Origin of the sequence: Streptomyces fructofermentans, from assembly GCF_014651055.1 — a bacterium.
In the GTDB taxonomy this organism is placed as follows: domain Bacteria; phylum Actinomycetota; class Actinomycetes; order Streptomycetales; family Streptomycetaceae; genus Streptomyces; species Streptomyces fructofermentans.
Map to the genome: position 1 here is coordinate 30,801 of NZ_BMWD01000034.1, position 18,599 is coordinate 49,399.

At 71.9% G+C, this 18,599-nt stretch carries 16 protein-coding genes and 5 tRNA genes; 10 read left to right on the forward strand and 11 right to left on the reverse strand.

Annotated elements, in window-relative coordinates; translation table 11 throughout:
* Nucleotides 1-442 precede the first annotated feature (442 nt).
* From IE265_RS33275 to IE265_RS33305, 7 genes are all read right to left on the reverse strand, one after another.
* Entirely contained in the window at nucleotides 443-643 is a 201-nt protein-coding gene (locus tag IE265_RS33275; RefSeq protein WP_190039487.1) for a DUF6274 family protein, read from the reverse strand.
* 335 nt (nucleotides 644-978) lie between these two features.
* Nucleotides 979-1,053, reverse strand: a tRNA-Asp gene (locus IE265_RS33280).
* 93 nt (nucleotides 1,054-1,146) lie between these two features.
* The gene (gene hrpA, locus IE265_RS33285; RefSeq protein WP_190039488.1) at nucleotides 1,147-5,133 is read right to left on the reverse strand and encodes an ATP-dependent RNA helicase HrpA; all 3,987 of its coding nucleotides are present in this window, start codon (nucleotides 5,131-5,133) and stop codon (nucleotides 1,147-1,149) included.
* Between the two features lie 312 nt (nucleotides 5,134-5,445).
* Nucleotides 5,446-5,519 (reverse strand) — tRNA-Phe (locus IE265_RS33290).
* Between the two features lie 22 nt (nucleotides 5,520-5,541).
* A tRNA-Asp gene (locus tag IE265_RS33295) sits at nucleotides 5,542-5,616 on the reverse strand.
* Nucleotides 5,617-5,655: 39 nt separating this feature from the next.
* Nucleotides 5,656-5,728, reverse strand: a tRNA-Glu gene (locus tag IE265_RS33300).
* Between the two features lie 80 nt (nucleotides 5,729-5,808).
* Nucleotides 5,809-7,365, reverse strand: coding sequence for a metallophosphoesterase family protein (locus IE265_RS33305; RefSeq protein WP_190039489.1), 1,557 nt, complete (start codon nucleotides 7,363-7,365; stop codon nucleotides 5,809-5,811).
* 263 nt (nucleotides 7,366-7,628) lie between these two features.
* Here IE265_RS33305 and IE265_RS33310 point away from each other — a divergent pair, with 263 nt between their 5' ends.
* The 7 genes from IE265_RS33310 to IE265_RS33340 all read left to right on the forward strand — a co-directional run bounded on the left by IE265_RS33310 (nucleotide 7,629) and on the right by IE265_RS33340 (nucleotide 15,277).
* Nucleotides 7,629-7,979: a metallopeptidase family protein gene (locus tag IE265_RS33310; protein ID WP_190039490.1), complete on the forward strand. Its 351-nt coding sequence runs from the start codon at nucleotides 7,629-7,631 to the stop codon at nucleotides 7,977-7,979.
* A 146-nt stretch (nucleotides 7,980-8,125) separates the two neighbouring features.
* Nucleotides 8,126-8,665: a hypothetical protein gene (locus IE265_RS33315; protein WP_190039491.1), complete on the forward strand. Its 540-nt coding sequence runs from the start codon at nucleotides 8,126-8,128 to the stop codon at nucleotides 8,663-8,665.
* A 241-nt stretch (nucleotides 8,666-8,906) separates the two neighbouring features.
* Nucleotides 8,907-11,111: a DEAD/DEAH box helicase gene (locus tag IE265_RS33320; RefSeq protein WP_190039492.1), complete on the forward strand. Its 2,205-nt coding sequence runs from the start codon at nucleotides 8,907-8,909 to the stop codon at nucleotides 11,109-11,111.
* 234 nt (nucleotides 11,112-11,345) lie between these two features.
* Complete coding sequence (locus IE265_RS33325; RefSeq protein ID WP_190039493.1) at nucleotides 11,346-12,881, forward strand: amino acid permease; 1,536 nt, start codon at nucleotides 11,346-11,348, stop codon at nucleotides 12,879-12,881.
* A 120-nt stretch (nucleotides 12,882-13,001) separates the two neighbouring features.
* A tRNA-Lys gene (locus IE265_RS33330) sits at nucleotides 13,002-13,077 on the forward strand.
* A 287-nt stretch (nucleotides 13,078-13,364) separates the two neighbouring features.
* Nucleotides 13,365-13,916 (forward strand): SigE family RNA polymerase sigma factor, encoded by a 552-nt coding sequence (locus tag IE265_RS33335; protein ID WP_190039494.1) that lies wholly within the window; start codon nucleotides 13,365-13,367, stop codon nucleotides 13,914-13,916.
* Nucleotides 13,913-15,277 (forward strand): outer membrane protein assembly factor BamB family protein, encoded by a 1,365-nt coding sequence (locus IE265_RS33340; protein ID WP_190039495.1) that lies wholly within the window; start codon nucleotides 13,913-13,915, stop codon nucleotides 15,275-15,277. Before IE265_RS33335 ends, IE265_RS33340 begins: the two co-directional genes overlap by 4 nt.
* Before the next feature lie 139 nt (nucleotides 15,278-15,416).
* On the opposite strand, the gene IE265_RS33345 is transcribed toward IE265_RS33340, so the two are convergent.
* Both IE265_RS33345 and IE265_RS33350 read right to left on the reverse strand, forming a co-directional pair.
* Complete coding sequence (locus IE265_RS33345) at nucleotides 15,417-15,638, reverse strand: hypothetical protein (RefSeq protein WP_190039496.1); 222 nt, start codon at nucleotides 15,636-15,638, stop codon at nucleotides 15,417-15,419.
* 108 nt (nucleotides 15,639-15,746) lie between these two features.
* Nucleotides 15,747-15,938 carry a hypothetical protein gene (locus IE265_RS33350; protein WP_190039497.1) on the reverse strand — a complete coding sequence of 64 codons (192 nt, stop codon included), beginning with the start codon at nucleotides 15,936-15,938 and terminating at the stop codon, nucleotides 15,747-15,749.
* Between the two features lie 152 nt (nucleotides 15,939-16,090).
* Between IE265_RS33350 and IE265_RS33355 the strand changes: the two genes are divergently transcribed.
* The 3 genes from IE265_RS33355 to IE265_RS33365 all read left to right on the forward strand — a co-directional run bounded on the left by IE265_RS33355 (nucleotide 16,091) and on the right by IE265_RS33365 (nucleotide 17,181).
* The gene (locus IE265_RS33355; RefSeq protein WP_190039498.1) at nucleotides 16,091-16,336 is read left to right on the forward strand and encodes a GntR family transcriptional regulator; all 246 of its coding nucleotides are present in this window, start codon (nucleotides 16,091-16,093) and stop codon (nucleotides 16,334-16,336) included.
* Between the two features lie 179 nt (nucleotides 16,337-16,515).
* The gene (locus tag IE265_RS33360; RefSeq protein ID WP_190039499.1) at nucleotides 16,516-16,872 is read left to right on the forward strand and encodes a hypothetical protein; all 357 of its coding nucleotides are present in this window, start codon (nucleotides 16,516-16,518) and stop codon (nucleotides 16,870-16,872) included.
* Between the two features lie 78 nt (nucleotides 16,873-16,950).
* Nucleotides 16,951-17,181, forward strand: a complete 231-nt coding sequence (locus IE265_RS33365) for a hypothetical protein (protein WP_190039500.1) — start codon at nucleotides 16,951-16,953, stop codon at nucleotides 17,179-17,181.
* 36 nt (nucleotides 17,182-17,217) lie between these two features.
* On the opposite strand, the gene IE265_RS33370 is transcribed toward IE265_RS33365, so the two are convergent.
* Together IE265_RS33370 and IE265_RS33375 are read right to left on the reverse strand one after the other, a co-directional pair.
* Entirely contained in the window at nucleotides 17,218-17,844 is a 627-nt protein-coding gene (locus tag IE265_RS33370) for a GTP cyclohydrolase II (RefSeq protein ID WP_190039501.1), read from the reverse strand.
* A gap of 192 nt (nucleotides 17,845-18,036) precedes the next feature.
* Nucleotides 18,037-18,552: a MarR family winged helix-turn-helix transcriptional regulator gene (locus IE265_RS33375; RefSeq protein WP_190039502.1), complete on the reverse strand. Its 516-nt coding sequence runs from the start codon at nucleotides 18,550-18,552 to the stop codon at nucleotides 18,037-18,039.
* Between the last annotated feature and the right edge of the window lie 47 nt (nucleotides 18,553-18,599).

Genomic DNA, 18,599 nt, shown 5'->3' on the forward strand with positions numbered 1-18,599 from the left:
ATAGCGGGGTATTCCGGCAAGTCCCCCAACTTGTCGGCAGGCCCGAACCCAAGCACCGACCGACGCGGATCCCGCCCCAACGGGGTCCCCGCCCGAGCAAGAACCACAAGCCAACAGGGTGCGTCGTAGATCGCGCTGGACTCCGCCGGGTCCAGCGCGATCTTTTTTGTGCCCTGGTCATGGGGTGCGGCGGCGGTCTGTGAGCGGCCTTGTCGCAGTCTGGGGAGCCCTGTCCGATCAGCTGTGGGGCACCTGGGGGCATAGTGCAATTGCACATATTAAATTGACCAGTTGTAGGTGGGGGGTAAGTTCCGTGGGTTTGAAAACTTATGCGGTGACACCCGTCACACGACCGGCTCCTTGTTGCGCGTGGCATATCTGCGCTAGAGGAGCCGCGCACATCTCGGGCCGCGCGAGGGGCAGTTGGCGCGCGGGGCTCCGCTCACGCCGGGGAGGGGCTCTCGTCCCCGGCCTGGCCCTCGGGCGCCTCGGGGCTCTCAGGGACGTCGGAGGAGGCCTCCGAGGCCAGGCGCAGGAGCCGATGGCAGATCGGACAGTGCCGCGTCAGGTGGCGATGCCCGGAGGCCGCCGACAGATGGGCGCGGAGCAGGGCTCGCGTCTCATGCCGAGCGGACGCCGCCATGGCCACCTCCAGTGCGGTCTTTGGCCCTGGTTTCTAGGTACTGGCGGAATGTGACGCCGTCAACCCCGCGTGGGCGCCTCGCCGGTTCGCGGGGCTGGGGGGACGGAAGGGGCGGGTGCGGGGAGCCTCCCGCCCCGCCGGCGCCCGCTGAGGGGGACGGCCGGGGCGCGGCCGGGCCGGGGACGGCCGCGGCGGCCGGACGCCGGACGGCCAGGGCCCCTTCGCGGGACCCCGACGCGGGGCGCGCGGGCTCTCGGGCCCCCGCGACGGCGGGTGTTGGGGCACGCACGACGGCGGGCCCGCATCCTCATCGGATGCGGGCCCGCCGGTTGATGCGGTCCTGACGGGATTTGAACCCGCGGCCTCCACCTTGACAGGGTGGCGAGCACTCCAAACTGCTCCACAGGACCAGGTTTCGCAGTGCGATTCGTGCGTTGCGCTGCGAGAAGAGACTGTACAGGAGGGTGAGCCCCAGGGCGAACTCACCCACCGTGCGGGCCCCGTTACGGTGCCGCGGCGTCGATCGCCTTCACGATCCGCTTGTCGGAGACCGGGTACGCCGTGCCCAGCGCGTGCGCGAAATAGCTGACCCGCAGCTCCTCGATCATCCAGCGGATGTCCAGGACCGACGACGGGACGGGGCGCCCCTGCGGCAGTTGCTCCAGGAGCCAGGCGTACTCGTCCCGCATCTCGTGGACCTTCTCCATGCGACTCGTGTCCCGCTGGACGTTGGTCGGCATCTGCTGGAGCCGGCGGTCCGCCGCGACCAGGTACCGCATCAGGTCCGGCAGCCGGCGCAGACCCGTCGCCGTCACGAAGCCGGGCCTCACCAGGGCGTCCAGCTGCGTCCGTACGTCCGCGAGGTTGGCCAGCAGCACGGCGCTGCGTACGCCCTTCAGGCGGCGCTCACAGGCCTGCCAGGCGGCCAGCACCTGCTGCACCTGGTCGACCGTGCGGACCGTCGTGTCGACGATCTCGGCCCGCACCCGCTCGTACAGCTTCCTGAACGACTCCTCGTCCCAGGCCGGGCCGCCGAAGTCCGCGATCAGCTTGTCGGCCGCAGCGGTCGCGCAGTCGTCGAACAGGGCCTGCACGGAGCCGTGCGGGTTGGCCGACAGGGCCAGCTTCTGGGCGTTGGTGAGCCGGTCCGAGGCGAACTTCGCGGGGTTGACCGGGATGTTGCGCAGGATGAGGCGCCGGGTGCCCGTCCACATCGCCTGCTGCTGCTCGGCCTCGGTGTCGAAGAGGCGGACGGAGACGGTGTTCGCCGTCGGCCCGTCGTCGACGAGTGCCGGGTACGCCTTCACCGGCTGACCCGCCCGGCGCGTCTCGAAGACGCGCACGAGGGAGCCGATCGTCCAGTCCGTGAGGCCGGAACGCTCCAGGGACTCCCCGCCCTGCCGCTCGGCCGTGGCCGCAGCGGCCTGCGAGATCGCCTGCCGTGCCTTCGGTCTGAGGCGCAGTCGCAGGGCTTCGAGGTCCTTGTCCTCGGCCAGCTTGCGCCGCCGCTCGTCGACGATCCGGAAGGTGACCTTCAGATGGTCGGGGACCCGGGACCAGTCGAAGTCGTCGGCCGTCAGCGGCACTCCGACCATTTGCTTCAGCTCACGCGCCATCGTCGTGGTCAGGGGCTCCTGGAGGGGCACCGCCCGCTGCAGGAACCGCTGCGCGACGTTGGGCGCCGGCACGTAGTTGCGCCGGATGGGCTTCGGCAGCGACCGGATCAGCTCGGTCACGACCTGCTCGCGCAGCCCGGGGATCTGCCAGTCGAATCCCTCGTCCGTGACCTGGTTGAGCACCTGGAGGGGCACGTGGACGGTGACGCCGTCCGCGTCCGCGCCCGGCTCGAACTGGTACGTCACGCGGAACGTCAGCGGGCCCTGGCGCCAGAGGTCCGGGTAGTCGTCCTTGCTGACGTCCCCGGCACGCTCGTTGATGAGCATCGACCGCTCGAAGTCGAGCAGTTCGGGCTCCCTGCCCTCGGCCGTCCGCTTCTGCTTCCACCAGGAGTCGAAGTGCGCGCCCGACACGACGTGCTCGGGCACCCGCTGGTCGTAGAAGTCGAACAGCGTCTCGTCGTCCACCAGGATGTCCCGGCGCCGCGCCCGGTGCTCCAGCTCCTCCACCTCGGTGAGCAGCCGGCGGTTGTCGGCGAAGAACTTGTGGTGCGTCCGCCAGTCGCCCTCGACGAGGGCACTGCGGATGAACAACTCGCGGCTCACCTCGGGGTCGATGCGCCCGTAGTTCACCTTGCGCTGCGCCACGAGAGGCACGCCGTACAGCGTGACCTTCTCGTACGCCATCACCGCGGCCTGGTCCTTCTCCCAGTGCGGCTCGCTGTACGTGCGCTTCAGCAGGTGCCCGGCGAGCGGTTCCACCCACTCGGGCTCGATGCGCGCGTTGACCCGGGCCCAGAGGCGGGACGTCTCCACCAGCTCGGCGGACATCACGAAGCGCGGGGGCTTCTTGAAGAGCGCGGAGCCCGGGAAGACCGCGAACTTCGCGCCGCGCGCGCCCAGGTACTCGTTCTTGCCCGAGGAGCGCCCGCTCTCCCCGCCGGTCTCCTTCACGTCCTTCATGCCGATGTGGGAGAGCAGTCCGGCGAGCAGGGAGACGTGCACGCTCTGCTCGGCCGCGTCGTCCTCGTTGAGGTGGATGCCCATCTGCTTGGCGACGGTCCGCAACTGCGTGTAGATGTCCTGCCATTCGCGGATGCGCAGGAAGTTGAGGTACTCCTGCTTGCACATGCGGCGGAAGGACGACGAGCCGCGCTCCCGCTGCTGCTCACGCACGTACCGCCAGAGGTTGAGGAACGCCAGGAAGTCGGAGTTCTCGTCGCGGAAGCGGGCGTGCTGCTGGTCCGCCTGCGCCTGCTTCTCGGCCGGGCGCTCCCGCGGGTCCTGGATGGACAGCGCGGCGGCGATCACCATGACCTCGCGCACGCAGCCGTTGCGGTCGGCCTCCAGCACCATCCGGGCCAGCCGCGGGTCCACGGGCAGCTGCGCCAGCTTGCGGCCCGTCTCCGTGAGCCGCTTGCGCACGTCCTTCTGGGACGGGTCGAGCGCGCCCAGTTCCTGGAGGAGCTGGACGCCGTCACGGATGTTGCGGTGGTCCGGCGGATCGATGAACGGGAACTTCTCGATGTCGCCCAGCCCGGCCGCGGTCATCTGGAGGATGACCGAGGCCAGGTTCGTACGCAGGATCTCGGCGTCGGTGAACTCCGGCCGGGAGAGGAAGTCGTCCTCCGAGTAGAGCCGGATGCAGATGCCGTCGCTGGTCCGGCCGCAGCGGCCCTTGCGCTGGTTGGCGCTGGCCTGCGAGACCGCCTCGATGGGCAGCCGCTGCACCTTCGTGCGGTGGCTGTACCGGGAGATGCGGGCGGTGCCCGGGTCGATCACGTACTTGATGCCCGGCACGGTCAGGGAGGTCTCGGCGACGTTGGTCGCCAGAACGATCCTGCGCCCGGTGTGGGCCTGGAACACCCGGTGCTGCTCGGCGTGCGAGAGTCGGGCGTACAGCGGGAGCACCTCGGTGAAGCGGTAGTTCTTCTTGACGAGCGCGTCCGCGGTGTCCCGGATCTCCCGCTCGCCGGACAGGAAGACGAGGATGTCGCCCTTGCCCTCGGCCTGGAGCTCCTCCACGGCGTCGCAGATCGCGGTGATCTGGTCGCGGTCGGAGTCGTCGCCCTCCTCCTCGAGGAGGGGCCGGTAGCGGACCTCGACGGGGTAGGTGCGTCCGCTCACCTCGACGACCGGGGCGTCCGAGAAGTGCCGGGAGAACCGCTGCGGATCGATGGTCGCCGAGGTGATGACGACCTTCAGGTCGGGCCGCTTCGGCAGCAGCTGGGCGAGGTAGCCCAGCAGGAAGTCGATGTTCAGCGAACGCTCGTGGGCCTCGTCGATGATGATCGTGTCGTAGGCGCGCAGCTCGCGGTCCGTCTGGATCTCGGCGAGCAGGATGCCGTCCGTCATCAGCTTGACGAAGGTGCCGTCCTGGTTGACCTGGTCGGTGAACCGGACCTTCCAGCCCACGGCCTCGCCCAGCGGGGTGTCCAGCTCGTCGGCGACCCGCTCGGCGACCGTGCGGGCGGCGATCCGGCGGGGCTGGGTGTGCCCGATCATGCCGCGGACGCCGCGGCCCAGCTCCAGGCAGATCTTCGGGATCTGCGTCGTCTTCCCGGAGCCGGTCTCACCGGCGACGATGACGACCTGGTGATCGCGGATGGCCTCCGCGATCACGTCCTTCTTCTGGCTGACCGGGAGCTGTTCCGGATAGCTGACGGCGGGCACACGGGTGCGCCGCTCGGCCAACCGGGCCTCGGCCTTGGCGATCTCCGCCCCGATCTCGGCGGTGACGGCGGCCCGGGCCTCGGGCTTGCGGATCCGGCGCGCGCCCTCGAGCCTGCGCCCGAGCCGGTGCGCGTCGCGCAGGGACAGCTCGGCCAGACGGGGGGCGAGATCGCCGAGGGCGGGGGCAGGATGCGTAGACATACGCGGTCCAGGATCTCACCTCGGGCAAACGAGGGGCGAACGCTTTTGCGCGCGGCCCGTCCGGGCCCCCTCCGGACGGGCCTCCCGCACCGGCTGCGAACCGTTGCCGAGCCGCCGTCCGGGGCCGTTCCCGGGAGCCGTCCCCCCGGGCGCGGCCGCACCGGCTGCCTCGGCCGCGACGGCCGTGACGGCCGTGACGGTCATGCGGGGGCGGGGCGCGCGGTGGGGTTCCGCCGGGCAGGTCGGCGACGTACCGCACCCCGTGCGGCGGGCACGAAAAAGACCCCGATCCGAGGATCGGGGTCCTTGTTGTGGCTGGGGCCGGGGTCGAACCGGCGACCTATCGCTTTTCAGGCGATCGCTCGTACCAACTGAGCTACCCAGCCACGGAGTTCCGAGGAACTCCAGCGGTCCTGACGGGATTTGAACCCGCGGCCTCCACCTTGACAGGGTGGCGAGCACTCCAAACTGCTCCACAGGACCAAGCTGTTGTGTGCGAACAGTGTCGCACACGGTGTTGCGTGCCCCCAACGGGATTCGAACCCGTGCTACCGCCTTGAAAGGGCGGCGTCCTAGGCCGCTAGACGATGAGGGCTATCGGCCCGCCTGGGCGCTTCTCAGCGCGTCGGGGACGTGAGAAGCATATGGGATGTCGGGAGGGATCGCCAAAACGGTTTACGGGGTGGGGGAGGAGGGGCCCGCGGGAGCGGTCGCGCCCGGTCGGTTCTCCTCCGGGAGGTGGCGGCTGACCTCGGCCGTCGTCAGGCCGAGGCCGCCCAGCCTGATCTCGTCCCAGGCCTGCAGGCGGCGCGAGTCCCGGTCGAGGTAGAGGATCGACGTCTCGATGGGGTCGGGGTCCCGGCCCTCCAGCGCCCGCAGCCCGCTGCCGCCCGTGGAGCCCTCGATGCGCAGCCGCGTGCCGTACTTCATGACGTCCGTCTCCTGGCGGTGGACGTGGCCCGCCAGGACCAGGGGCACCTCGCCGTCGGTCTGGCGCGCGGCCGACGGGTTGTGCGCCACGGCGATGTCCACCGGGGTGCCCGCGGCCCGCTGGTCGCGCAGGGCGGACGCCAGACGGTCGCCCGCCAGCACCTCGGCGGGATCCCCGGCCGCCTTCACCGAGCGGTCGGGGGTGTACTGCGGGTCCCCGGTGCCCGCGAAGCGCAGGCCCGCCACCGAGACGGCCCGACCCTCGTCCAGGACGTGCACGTTCCTCATCCGCTCCAGGTAGTCCTGGGTGGTCCGCGAGTCGTGGTTGCCGCGCACCCAGACGTAGGGGGCGCCGAGGTCGGCGACCGGGTCGAGGAAGCCGTTCTCCGCGGCCGTCCCGTGGTCCATGGTGTCGCCGGAGTCCACGATGACGTCGATGTCGTACTGCTCGACCAGCGAGGCGATGATCTTCCAGCTCGCGGGGTTGAGGTGGATGTCGGAGACGTGCAGGACCCGGATGGTCGTCGGATCGGGGGCGTACACGGGGAGGGTGGAGGTGGCGTCGTACAGCTTGGTCACGTTCGTCACCAGGCGGGCCAACTCCTTCTGGTAGACGTCGAACTCGCTGACGATGCTGCGGGCGTTGCCGACGACCGACGGGGCGGACGAGAGCAGGCCCGAGAACTTCGGTTCGAGCACCGACTTGGGGTTCCAGGTCGCGAAGGCCGTCGCGCCGCAGGCGGCCAGGAGCGCCAGCGCGAGACCGCCGGCGGCCAGCGCCCTGCGGGGGCGCCGGTAGACCGCGAGGCCGAGCGCCGTGGCGCCGGAGACGACGGCGACGCCGGAGCGCACGGCGAGGTCCAGCGTGCCGTGGGCGACGTCGCGGGCCACCTCGTCCTGGAGGCCCGAGAGGCGCTCGGGGTGGTTGACGAGGGCCTCGGATCGCACCGGGTCGAGCTGGTCGACGTCCACGTCGAGGCGGAGGGGGGCGGTGTGGCTGCGCAGTTCGAGCGCCCCCAGGGGGGACACGTTGATCTTCGTGCCGCCGGTGAGGGAGGGGCGCAGGGTCATGGTGGTGTCCATGGGGCCGACCGGCGCCCGGACGTTGCCGACGATCAGCAGCCCCAGCCACGCCCCGACGAGGACGACGGCGACCAGGCCCAGGGCCCGGGTGTACGGGTGCGGCTGGTGGACGAGTTCGACGGTGGGGCGGACGCGGCGGGCGCGGTAGTGGCGGACCAGGGCGCGGGGTGCCCCTCGCGCACGGCGCAGGGCGGTGGCGGCAGCGGGGACACGGACCATTGGGCGCGTATGCCCGGGGGCCGGGGCGGATATGCGGTGGGGCCTCCGCCGGTGCGCGCCGGACGGCCTTCCGGGTGCTGCCGGGGTGCTCCCGGGGCGCTGCCGGGCCCCGGCGGGCCCGCCGGGGCCGGGTCTTGGCGGGCGGGTCCGGGCGGCGGTTCCGGAGCCGGTACGTCCGCTCCGGGGGCCGTGCGCGTGCGTACGGCGGACACTCGTCGGCCCGCGACCGCACCGGCCGGGCGTCCGTGCCGGACAATGGCCCTGTGCTGGAGATGACGCGCGAGGAGTTCGAGGAACTGGTCGCCGAGTCGTTGGACCGGATTCCCCCGGAGCTGACGCGGCTGATGGACAACGTGGCGGTGTTCGTCGAGGACGAGCCGCCCGCGGACGACCCCGAGCTGCTCGGACTGTACGAGGGGACCCCGCTGACCGACCGCGGCGAGTGGTACGCCGGGGTGCTGCCGGACCGGATCACGATCTACCGGGGGCCCACGCTGCGCATGTGCGAGTCGCGCGAGGACGTCGTGGCCGAGACGGAGGTCACGGTGGTGCACGAGATCGCCCACCACTTCGGGATCGACGACGCCCGGCTGCACGCTCTCGGCTACGGCTGACCGCCGCGCGGGGCGGGGACGGCCCGGCGGCGCGGGGCGCGTGTCCTACGGCGGGCGCCGGGAGTTGGTCAGGGGGACTCCCCGAGTCCTTCCCCGGGCTCGCGCCGCGTTCCAGCGGGGGAGACCCCTACCGGAGGTGGCTGCCCGTGCGCGCCCTGTACGTACCCGTCCGTCTGGCCGCGGCCGCCCTGGCCGTCGCCGCGTCCGCCGGCTGCATGAGTGTGGGCGACGACGCGGGCGACCGGGCGAAACCCTCGCACTCGGCGGGGCACCGGGACGGTGAGAAGGCCGGCGGCGGTCCGGCGGTGTCCGGCGGCGGCACGGGACACCGCGGCGCGAGTGACGGAGAACACGGTGGGGCGGGGCGCCGGTCCGCCGCGTCCGGGTCCGCCTCGCCGTCGGCCGGGGACAGCGGGTCGCCGAGCGCCGGGAAGGCGGGCCGGGACGGCCGGGACGGGAAGGGCCGCGACGAGGGCGGCGACGGGCGGGACCCCGGGCCCGGAGAGCCCACACCGACCAGGGAACAGCCCACGTCCGACCGCCCGGAACCCGATCCGACGCCCACCGGCGAGAGCCCGCAGCCGCCCTCCCCGCCGGCCGCGGAGCCCTCGTCCTCGGCCCATCCGGATCCCGCTCCGCAGCTCGCCGAGCGGGAGCCCGCACCCCGGGCGGGCGTGGAGATCTGACCTGTTCCGGACGGTTCCGGGGCCCGGAGGGGGAGGGGGCCGACGGGCCCGGTTTGCCTTCAGGGGTGGTGGGTGCGTATGGTGGTAGATCGTTTGATCCCATTTGCCCGGCGCCAATGCAGAGCGCGCCGCGTGGCGCGTACTCTCCCTTGCCGTGGCTGACCGCATTGAGGCGGTCGTTTGCGAAATCACGGAGTTGACGGGCGCGTGCCGACGAGACTCCGGAAGGTTTCGCATTCGCATGTCCATTTCCAGTTCTGATCACATCGTCCTGCCCGAGAACGAGGCGACCGACACGGTCGACGAGACCGCGGCTCCCACGACTCCCGAGGTCACCTTCGGCGACCTGGGCCTGCCCGAGGGCGTCGTCCGCAAGCTCGCGCAGAACGGCGTGACCACCCCCTTCCCGATCCAGGCGGCGACCATCCCGGACGCCCTGGCCGGCAAGGACATCCTCGGCCGCGGCCGCACCGGCTCCGGCAAGACCCTCTCCTTCGGTCTGCCGCTGCTGACCCAGCTGTCCGCCGGCCAGACCGACAAGAAGAAGCCGCGCGGCATCATCCTGACGCCGACGCGTGAGCTCGCGATGCAGGTCGCCGACGCCCTCCAGCCGTACGGCGACGTGCTCGGCCTGAAGATGAAGGTCGTCTGCGGCGGTACGTCGATGAGCAACCAGATCTACGCCCTGGAGCGCGGCGTCGACGTCCTCGTCGCCACCCCGGGCCGGCTGCGCGACCTCATCAACCGCGGCGCCTGCTCCCTGGAGAACGTCCAGGTCGCGGTGCTCGACGAGGCCGACCAGATGTCCGACCTGGGCTTCCTGCCCGAGGTCACCGAGCTGCTCGACCAGATCCCCGGCGGCGGCCAGCGCATGCTGTTCTCGGCCACGATGGAGAACGAGATCTCCACGCTGGTCAAGCGCTACCTGAGCAACCCGGTCACGCACGAGGTCGACAGCGCCCAGGGCAACGTCACGACCATGTCGCACCACATCCTCATCGTGAAGCCGAAGGACAAGGCGCCGGTCACCGCCGCGATCGCCTCCCGCAAGGGCCGCACGATCATCTTCGTCCGCACCCAGCTGGGCGCCGACCGCATCGCCGAGCAGCTCTGCGACTCCGGTGTGAAGGCCGACGCGCTGCACGGCGGAATGACGCAGGGTGCGCGCACCCGCGTCCTCGAGGACTTCAAGAAGGGCTACGTCAACGCGCTCGTCGCGACCGACGTGGCGGCACGCGGCATCCACGTGGACGGCATCGACCTGGTCCTGAACGTGGACCCGGCCGGCGACCACAAGGACTACCTGCACCGCTCCGGCCGTACCGCCCGCGCGGGCCGCTCCGGCACCGTCGTGTCGCTGTCCCTGCCGCACCAGCGCCGCCAGATCTTCCGCCTGATGGAGGACGCGGGCGTCGACGCCTCGCGCCACATCATCCAGGGCGGCGCGGCCTTCGACCCCGAGGTGGCCGAGATCACCGGCGCCCGGTCCATGACCGAGGTGCAGGCCGAGTCGGCCGGCAACGCGGCCCAGCAGGCCGAGCGCGAGGTGTCGCAGCTCACCCAGCAGCTGGAGCGCGCGCAGCGGCGTGCCGCCGAGCTCCGCGAGGAGTCCGACCGGCTGATCGCCCGTGCCGCGCGTGAGCGCGGCGAGGACCCGGAGGCGGCGCTGGCCGAGGCCGCCGCCGTCGTCGAGGCCGCCGCGGCGGCCGTGGCCGAGGAGCCGGCGCAGTTCGCCGACGAGCCGGTGCGCGAGGAGCCGCGTCAGCGCCGCGACGACCGGGGCAACTACGAGCGCCGTGACCGTCGTGACGACCGTCCCTCCGGCGGTTTCCGCCGGGACGACCGTCGTGACGGCGACCGTGGCGGCGACCGCGGTGGCTTCCGTCGCGACAACGACCGTCCGTCCGGCGGCTTCCGTCGTGACGACCGTCGTGACGGTGAGCGCGGTGGCGACCGCGGTGGCTTCCGCCGTGACAACGACCGTCCGTCCGGTGGCTTCAACCGCGACCGCCGTGACGGCGACCGCCCGTCCGGCGGCTTCAACCGCGACAACGACCGCGGTGGCTTCCGTCGCGACAACGACCGTCCGTCCGGCGGCTTCCGTCGTGACGACCGTCGTGACGGTGAGCGCGGTGGCGACCGCGGTGGCTTCCGCCGTGACAACGACCGTCCGTCCGGTGGCTTCAACCGCGACCGCCGTGACGGCGACCGCCCGTCCGGCGGCTTCCGCCGGGACGACCGTCCCGCCGGCCACCGGGGCAGCGACCGCCCGTTCAACCGCGACCGTCAGGGCGACCGTCCCTCGGGCGGCTTCCGCGCCGGCGGCCACGACCGCCCGTACGGCCGTCGTGACGACCACCGCGGCGCCGGCTCCGGCTCGGGTTCGGGCTCCGGCCCGTTTTTCGGCCGCCGTGACGACAAGCCGCGCTGGAAGCGCAACGGCTGACGTGGCCTGAACAGCCACTGAGCACTCCCTGAGGGGCCCGGACGACTTCGGTCGGCCGGGCCCTTCGGCGTTCCGCGGCGCGGCCGGGCGCCCGGGGGGCCGCAAGGCGCCGGGCCCGGGCCCCCGTCGAGCCCCGGCGGTCGGCGGCGGCCGGGGCGCGGAGGGAATTCTTTCCGGCCAAGTGGGCGGCTCCGTGGCGCATGTCGTACCCACGGCGAGGGAATTGCTGGGGGCATGACAGATGACGCCAGAGCGAGTGGGCCGTCGGACGAAGAGCGGCTGGCCCAGCTCGGATACACGCAGGTTCTCGCCCGCCGCATGTCGGCGTTCTCCAACTACGCGGTCTCCTTCACGATCATCTCGGTGCTCTCGGGGTGCCTGACGCTGTACCTGTTCGGCATGAACACCGGCGGGCCGGCCGTGATCACCTGGGGCTGGGTCGGCGTCGGACTCATGACGCTGATCGTCGGGCTCGCGATGGCCGAGATCTGCTCCGCGTACCCGACCTCGGCGGGGCTGTACTTCTGGGCGCACCGGCTGGCGCCGCCCCGTACGGCCGCCGCCTGGGCCTGGTTCACGGGATGGTTCAACGTGCTCGGGCAGGTCGCGGTGACCGCGGGCATCGACTTCGGGGCCGCCTCGTTCCTGGGCGCCTACCTGAACCTCCAGTTCGGCTTCGAGGTGACACCCGGCCGTACGATCCTGCTGTTCGCCGGCATCCTGGTCCTGCACGGGCTGCTGAACACGTTCGGTGTGGGGATCGTCGGACTGCTCAACAGCATCAGCGTCTGGTGGCACGTGGTGGGCGTCGGAGTCATCGTGGGCGCGCTCGCCTTCGTGCCGGACCACCACCAGTCGGCGTCCTTCGTGTTCACCGAGTTCGTGAACAACACCGGGTGGGGCAGCGGGCTGTACGTCGTCCTGCTCGGCCTGCTGATGGCCCAGTACACCTTCACCGGGTACGACGCCTCCGCCCATATGACGGAGGAGACCCACGACGCCTCCACGGCCGGCCCCAAGGGCATCGTCCAGTCCATCTGGACCTCCTGGATAGCCGGCTTCGTGCTGCTCCTCGGCTTCACCTTCGCGATCCAGTCGTACGAGGGCGCCCTCGGCTCGCCGACCGGGGTGCCGCCGGCCCAGATCCTGCTGGACGCGCTGGGCGCGACGGCGGGCAAGCTCCTGCTGCTGGTGGTGATCGGTGCCCAGCTGTTCTGCGGCATGGCGTCCGTGACCGCCAACTCCCGCATGATCTACGCCTTCTCGCGGGACGGGGCGCTGCCGTTCTCGCACGTGTGGCACACGGTGAGCCCGCGCACGCGCACGCCCGTCGCGGCGGTGTGGCTGGCGGCGCTCGGGGCGCTGGTGCTGGGTCTGCCGTACCTCATCAACGTCACGGCGTACGCGGCGGTGACGTCCATCGCCGTCATCGGGCTCTACATCGCGTACGTGATCCCGACGTTGCTGCGGCTGCGCAAGGGCGACGACTTCGAACGCGGGCCGTGGCACCTCGGCCGGTGGTCGCGCCCGATCGGTGTCGTGGCGGTCGTCTGGGTGGGCGTCATCACGGTCCTCTTCATGCTGCCCCAGGTCTCGCCCGTGACGTGGGAGACCTTCAACTACGCCTCCATCGCGGTGCTGGTCGTGCTCGGCTTCGCCGCGGCCTGGTGGTTCGCCTCGGCGCGCCACTGGTTCCTCAACCCGGACCACGAACGCACGCGTGCCCGTGAGGCGCTGCGCTCGGGTGCCCTGGAACCCCTCGATCCGTAGCGTTCCGCCCGTCCGGCGCGGCCGGGTCGCCGATACCCGATCGGAGTCCCGGCCCCGTCCGGCTATGCTCGTTCCTGCATCGGCTCCGGCCGGCGCGTGCACCGGTTCCGGCCGGTGCGCGGACCCTTAGCTCAATTGGCAGAGCAGTGGACTTTTAATCCATTGGTTGTGGGTTCGAGTCCCACAGGGTCTACCAACCCCTTCGGGGCAGGAACCCCCGCCGACCCGGTCGGCGGGGGTTCCGTCGTTTCCCGCCCCGTGACGTCGCCGGGGCGCGGCGGGCCGCCGACCGTGACCTCGTCGGGGTCGATGGCGCGGGTCCTCGCCGGACGCGGACTCGGGCCTTCCGAAGGAGACGCCGGGGTGCCCGGCCACGCAGCACGGGCACGGGCACGGTGGCCTGCTCGGAAGAGTCCCGCAACGGCAGACATAGATTCCCCGCGGTTCGCGCGTCCTTGTGGGCGTTGAGAAACGGGAGGGCCCATGGACCCGCAGGACCACGAGAGATTCCGGGATTTCGTCGATACCCGGTGGAGCGCCCTGCTGCGCTTGGCGAACCTGCTCACCGGCGGTGACCGCCACGAGGCCGAAGACCTGGTGCAGACCGCCCTGACGAAAGTGCTGGGCCGCTGGCGGCACATCGAGGATCCGGAGGGCTATGTGCGCAAGGTGATGTACCGGCATCAGATCAGCCGCTGGCGGCTGCGTCGGCCGCACCGCGAGGCGACCTTCGCCGCGCCGCCCGAGAGCTTCGGTGTCACCGATGGCACATCCGCCGCCGACCTGCGGATCACCGTGAGCCATGCCCTGGCCCGACTGACGTCGCGGCAACGCACTGTACTGGTGCTGCGCTACTTCGAGGATCTGTCCGAGACGGAGGTCGCCGGCGTGCTGGGCTGCTCGGTGGGGACCGTACGCAGCACCACCCACCGGTCGCTGGCCCGGCTGCGCGCGCTCGCGCCGGAGCTGGGTTCCCCCGCGCGGACCGTGACCACCACCCCGAACCGCAACCCCCTGAAGGGAGCCCGCACATGAACGCCGACCAGCTGGACCGCGTGGTCCGGGACGTCCTGCACGCCTGGACCCCCGACAGCCCCGGCGCTCCCGCGGGCATCGCCGACCGCATCGTGCGCCGCCGTCGGCGGCGGAACCTCCTGCGGGTCACCGGAGCCGCCCTCGGGCTGGCCGGCGTCACCGTGGGCGTCGCCCTCGTCACCGGCGACAACGGGACTGCCCGGCCGGCCACGCGGGTGAGTGAGAAGAGCAGGCTGCTGTGGCACACCCCGTTGCCCGGTGCGCAGTGGGACGCCTGCGCCACCGGTGCCGGCACCGGCTCCGTGTACTGCCGGGGGATGCAGCACGACGCCATCGCTGTGGACGCCGGTACCGGGAAGGTCGAATGGCAGCGGAAGGCCAAGGGCGCCGACGGCCAAAGCGCCCCGGCGGGATCGATGCCCGGCGTCCGGGACGGGGTGCTGTACACCTACGCCGATCACGCCCCGGGCGCGCCCAGGGCCGGCACGGACCTCGTCGCCCTCGACATCGCCGGCCGGCGGGTGCTGTGGAAGCACGAGCTGGCCGACGACAGCCGTGGCCGGACCTCCGCCGTCCTGTTCGACGGCGGGATCCTCGCCAACGCCCCGACCTTCAAGAGCGTGGTCGCGCTGGACGGCACGACGGGCCGCACCCTGTGGACGTACAAATGGAAGAACGCCGACTGCGACCGGGCCGTGATCGACGGCGTCCCGTACCTGACGTGCTCGTCGAGCAGCGCGAAGTCACCGCGACGGAGCACCGTCGTCCGCCTCGACCCGGCGACGGGCACGTCGAGGACGGTGGCGACCGTCAAGGGCCCGACCACGTACATCGGTACGGACGGGAACACCGTGCTGCTGGGCGGCATGGCCGGCGGACAGAAGTTCTTCAGCGACCCCGGTCCCGCCACCCTGACCCGCGTCGACACCCGTTCAGGCTCTGTGGCGCAGCACCGCGTCGACGACCTGCCGACGGGTGTGGTCGCGGACGGCCTCATCCTGTCCGCCGGCGGCAACGGCACCGCCGCCGCGTACTCCGCCGACAGCGGCGAGCGGCTGTGGTCGCGCGACCTCGGGCTGACGCTGCGCAACGAGGCAGGCGATCCCACGACGAGGGAGCTGCCCTCCGCCGCCGCGGTGGACCTCGTCGACCGGGTCGCGTACTACCTCGTCCCGTCCGGGCACTTGGTGGGCCTGGACCTGGACAGTGGCGCGACGCGCTGGCGCGGCCGGGTGCCGCTGCGGAACAGTCCGGTGCTGGCTGGAATCGCTCCCGAGCTCATGAGTTACGAACACGGCCTCATCGGCCAGATCGGCGGCGAACTCTTCAGGATCGAGCCCCAACTGTCCCAAGGAGGTTGACGGTCGGGATGCGGCGAGGCCGCGCGGGCTCCGGCGCCCGCGCGGCCGGCGGCCTGATCGTGCCCTCCCGTAGCCGGCCCGAAGCAAGGGGGCCGGCGGTGACGGCGGCCGTCCGGCGAGGGGGTGCGGGGCGGGCGGTCTACCGGGCGGGCGGTGCGTACCGGTCGCCCGCCGCGTGCGCGGCCGGCGGCTCCCGCCGCTGCCGAGCGCGGGTCGGGTCCGGCGCGGTCCGGTGTGCGGGCGCGTCGCACAGGCGGGCGTGCAGGGTCACGTCGTCGCGGGCGGCCGACCCCGAGTCGACGGGGAAGGTCTCGAACGCCTGGACGGGCTCGATGGGCTGGTCGCAGCGTGCGCAGATCACTCGGTGTCTCCTTGCTGTGAGGGGTGTCGCGGACGCGTCGGGCAGCGGGGTCCGCACTCGTGGACCTGGACGTCCGGATCGTGGGCGCCGGCCGTCCCGGCCGCCAGGTCACGCGAGCGGGGTGAGGCCGCGCTGCTCACGGCAGGGTGCGCAGGCGTACAGGGCGAACGGCGGGCCGGAGTTCCGCTCGTGCGCACCCACGAGGAGCGCGGTTCCGGACGGGCCCTCGTGCCAGTGGCACCAGCCGCCGGGCCGGTCCTTGTCGGTGCCGGGGGTTGGGGCGTGGCCAGGCTCCGACATGTCGACTCCAACCAGTCGTCCAGGCCCCCGGCCGGTCGCACGGCGCGGGGGCATCCATGTCCTGAAAATACCCTAGTGCTGGGTAGTACACCCTCGTATGCCGCAAGGTTCTACCCATCGCGGGGGATGTGGGTGCATGCCTACGGTGCCTCATGATCGACGAGTGGGCAGAGGACCGGCCGAAGTGGGAGCAGATCGCCGAGGTGATCCGCGCCCGGATCGCCGACGGCACCTACCCCGCGCGGTCGCGCGTCCCGTCCGTGCAGCAGATCGTCACCGAGACGGGCGTCGCGGTCGACACCGCGCAGAAGGTGCTGGCGAACCTGCGCGAGGAGGGCGCCATCTACACGGTGCGCGGCCTCGGCTCGTTCGTCACGGACCCGTCCGACGGCGCCTGACTCCGGACGACGAAAACGGCCCCGCCCTCCCGAAGGAGAGCGGGGCCGCTGTCATCCGGCGCACGGGGCGACCGCACCGGCGAGGGAAGTCCTGGGTACCTCCCAGGAGGCCCGGCCAGGAATGGCACCCGGTGGGATCGCGACGCACCATGGGAAGAGGTCCATGTGGGAGGCCTCGCATGCGGAAACCACCCGACGACAAGACCTACAGGCAGCGGATGGCGGTCTGGATCCTCCTCTTCCTGGTGGGCGTCGTACTCCTGGCGTCGAGCTACTACCTCGACGGCGCCTCCCTCGGCGCGGACGGGGACGACGCCGAGTCCAACGTCCTGGCCTGGGCGGGACTCGGGGTCACCGCGGTCACCGCCGTGGGAGGGCTCGTCACCAGCTACGCCGAGCTCAAGGCCGCCCGGCGGCGAACGGATCGGTCGGCGCTGACACAACCACTCGATCAGTCCGGCCCCGATCCGCGGTGGGGCCAGGCCCGGACGATCCCTCGTCGACACCTGCACGGTCCGACCGGCCACCAGCATTGAGACCGGCACGGTCCGCTGCCGGCACGGAAAGCGGGGCGGCCGACGGCGACGGCGGCCGCCCGGAGCAGTGGAGGCGCCATGAGGGTGACGAAGCGGACCGTGACCTGCCAGGTCGAGTTGGCCGGCACGGACGCCACGGCGGCGGACATCGAGACGCTGATCGGCGACGCCCGTGCGCAGGGCCACGACTTCGTGGTCACGCAGACGCAGGCGGGCTTCAGCCTGAGGGTCAACTTCGGCGAGGACCGGAACGGCGCCGGCGACCTCCTGCGGCACCTGGGTCGGCTCACGGCCGCCGAGGACGACTGAAGCGCCCGCCACGCGCAGCGCGGTGCCGCGCCGTGCTCAGCCCGCCGTCAGTTCCTGGAGGGGGAGCGTGTGCTGGGTGTGGACGACCTTCGCGCGCAGGTAGCGGACGTTGTGGTCCGTGGCGAAGACGCCCGTCGGGACGCGGTGGCGCACGGTGATGCCCAGCTCGCTGAGCTGCTCCGCCTTGTCGGGGTTGTTCGACAGGAGGTCCAGGTCCGTGATGCCGAGGGCGGCGAGCATCTGTGCCGCCGCCGTGTAGTCCCGGGCGTCCTCCGGCAGGCCCAGGGCCGTGTTGGCGGCGTACGTGTCGAGTCCCTCGTCCTGGAGGGCGTACGCGTCGAGCTTGTTGTAGAGGCCTATGCCGCGGCCCTCCTGGCGGAGGTAGAGCAGCACGCCGCCCTGTTCCGCGATCCGCTCGACGGCCTCGCGCAGCTGGGGGCCGCAGTCGCAGCGGGACGAGCCGAGGACGTCGCCCGTCAGGCACTCGGAGTGGAGGCGGACCAGCGGGGTGGCGGTGGGTTCGCCGAGGACGATCGCCACGTGCTCACGGCCGTCGGCCAGGCCGTGGAAGGTGACCAGTTCGGCGTCGACGCCGTAGCCGTCGTGGAAGCGCAGTGGGACCCCGACGCGCGAGCGCGGGGTGGCGGCGGGGTGGTCGGGCATGCGGTTTCTCCCGGTCCGGGTGCTGATCGGCTTCGCGAGCCCGGGTTCCCCCCTCGGGGCGTACCGGGTCCGTGCGGAGTCGTACGGGGTCGCACGGGCCCGTCCCGGGACGTTCTGCTTCAGATTTGAAGCAAGGGCTCGGATCGAGACACTACCCCATGCTTTAAAGTTGAAGCAATGAGTTCCCGCGGCTCACGAGCAGGGTGTGGACGAGCGGCGGAGCCAGGGGACGTCGTCACCCGCGGTCCGCGGACCGTCGCCCTGGATGCCGCGGGCGACACCCGCGCAGATCTCCTCCAGCTGTCCCACCTGCTCCGGGGTGAGATGGTCGAAGAGGGTGGCGCGGACCGTCTCGACATGGCCGGGAGCCGTGCGTTCCAGCAGGGCCGTGCCCTCGTCCGTCAGGACCGCGGTGCTGCCCCGCCGGTCCTCGGGGCACCCCTCGCGGCGTACCGCTCCGTCCTTCTCCAGGCGGGTCACCGCGTAGGTGAGCCGGCTGCGGGTGATCTTCGTCCGCTCGGCGAGGTCGGTCATGCGCAGGCGGCGTTCCGGCGCCTCGGAGAGGTTGGCGAGGATGGAGTAGTAGAGGTGCGGCATACCGGCGTCCTGCTGGAGCTGCCGGTCGATCGCGTCCTCCAGGAGGTGCGAGGCTGCGATGTACGCGCGCCAGGCGCGCTGCTCCTCGGGGGTGAGCCAGCGGGTCGTCATTCCCCCAGTGTAGGTTTGCTTCAAACTTGAACCAAGTCCGGCGGTGC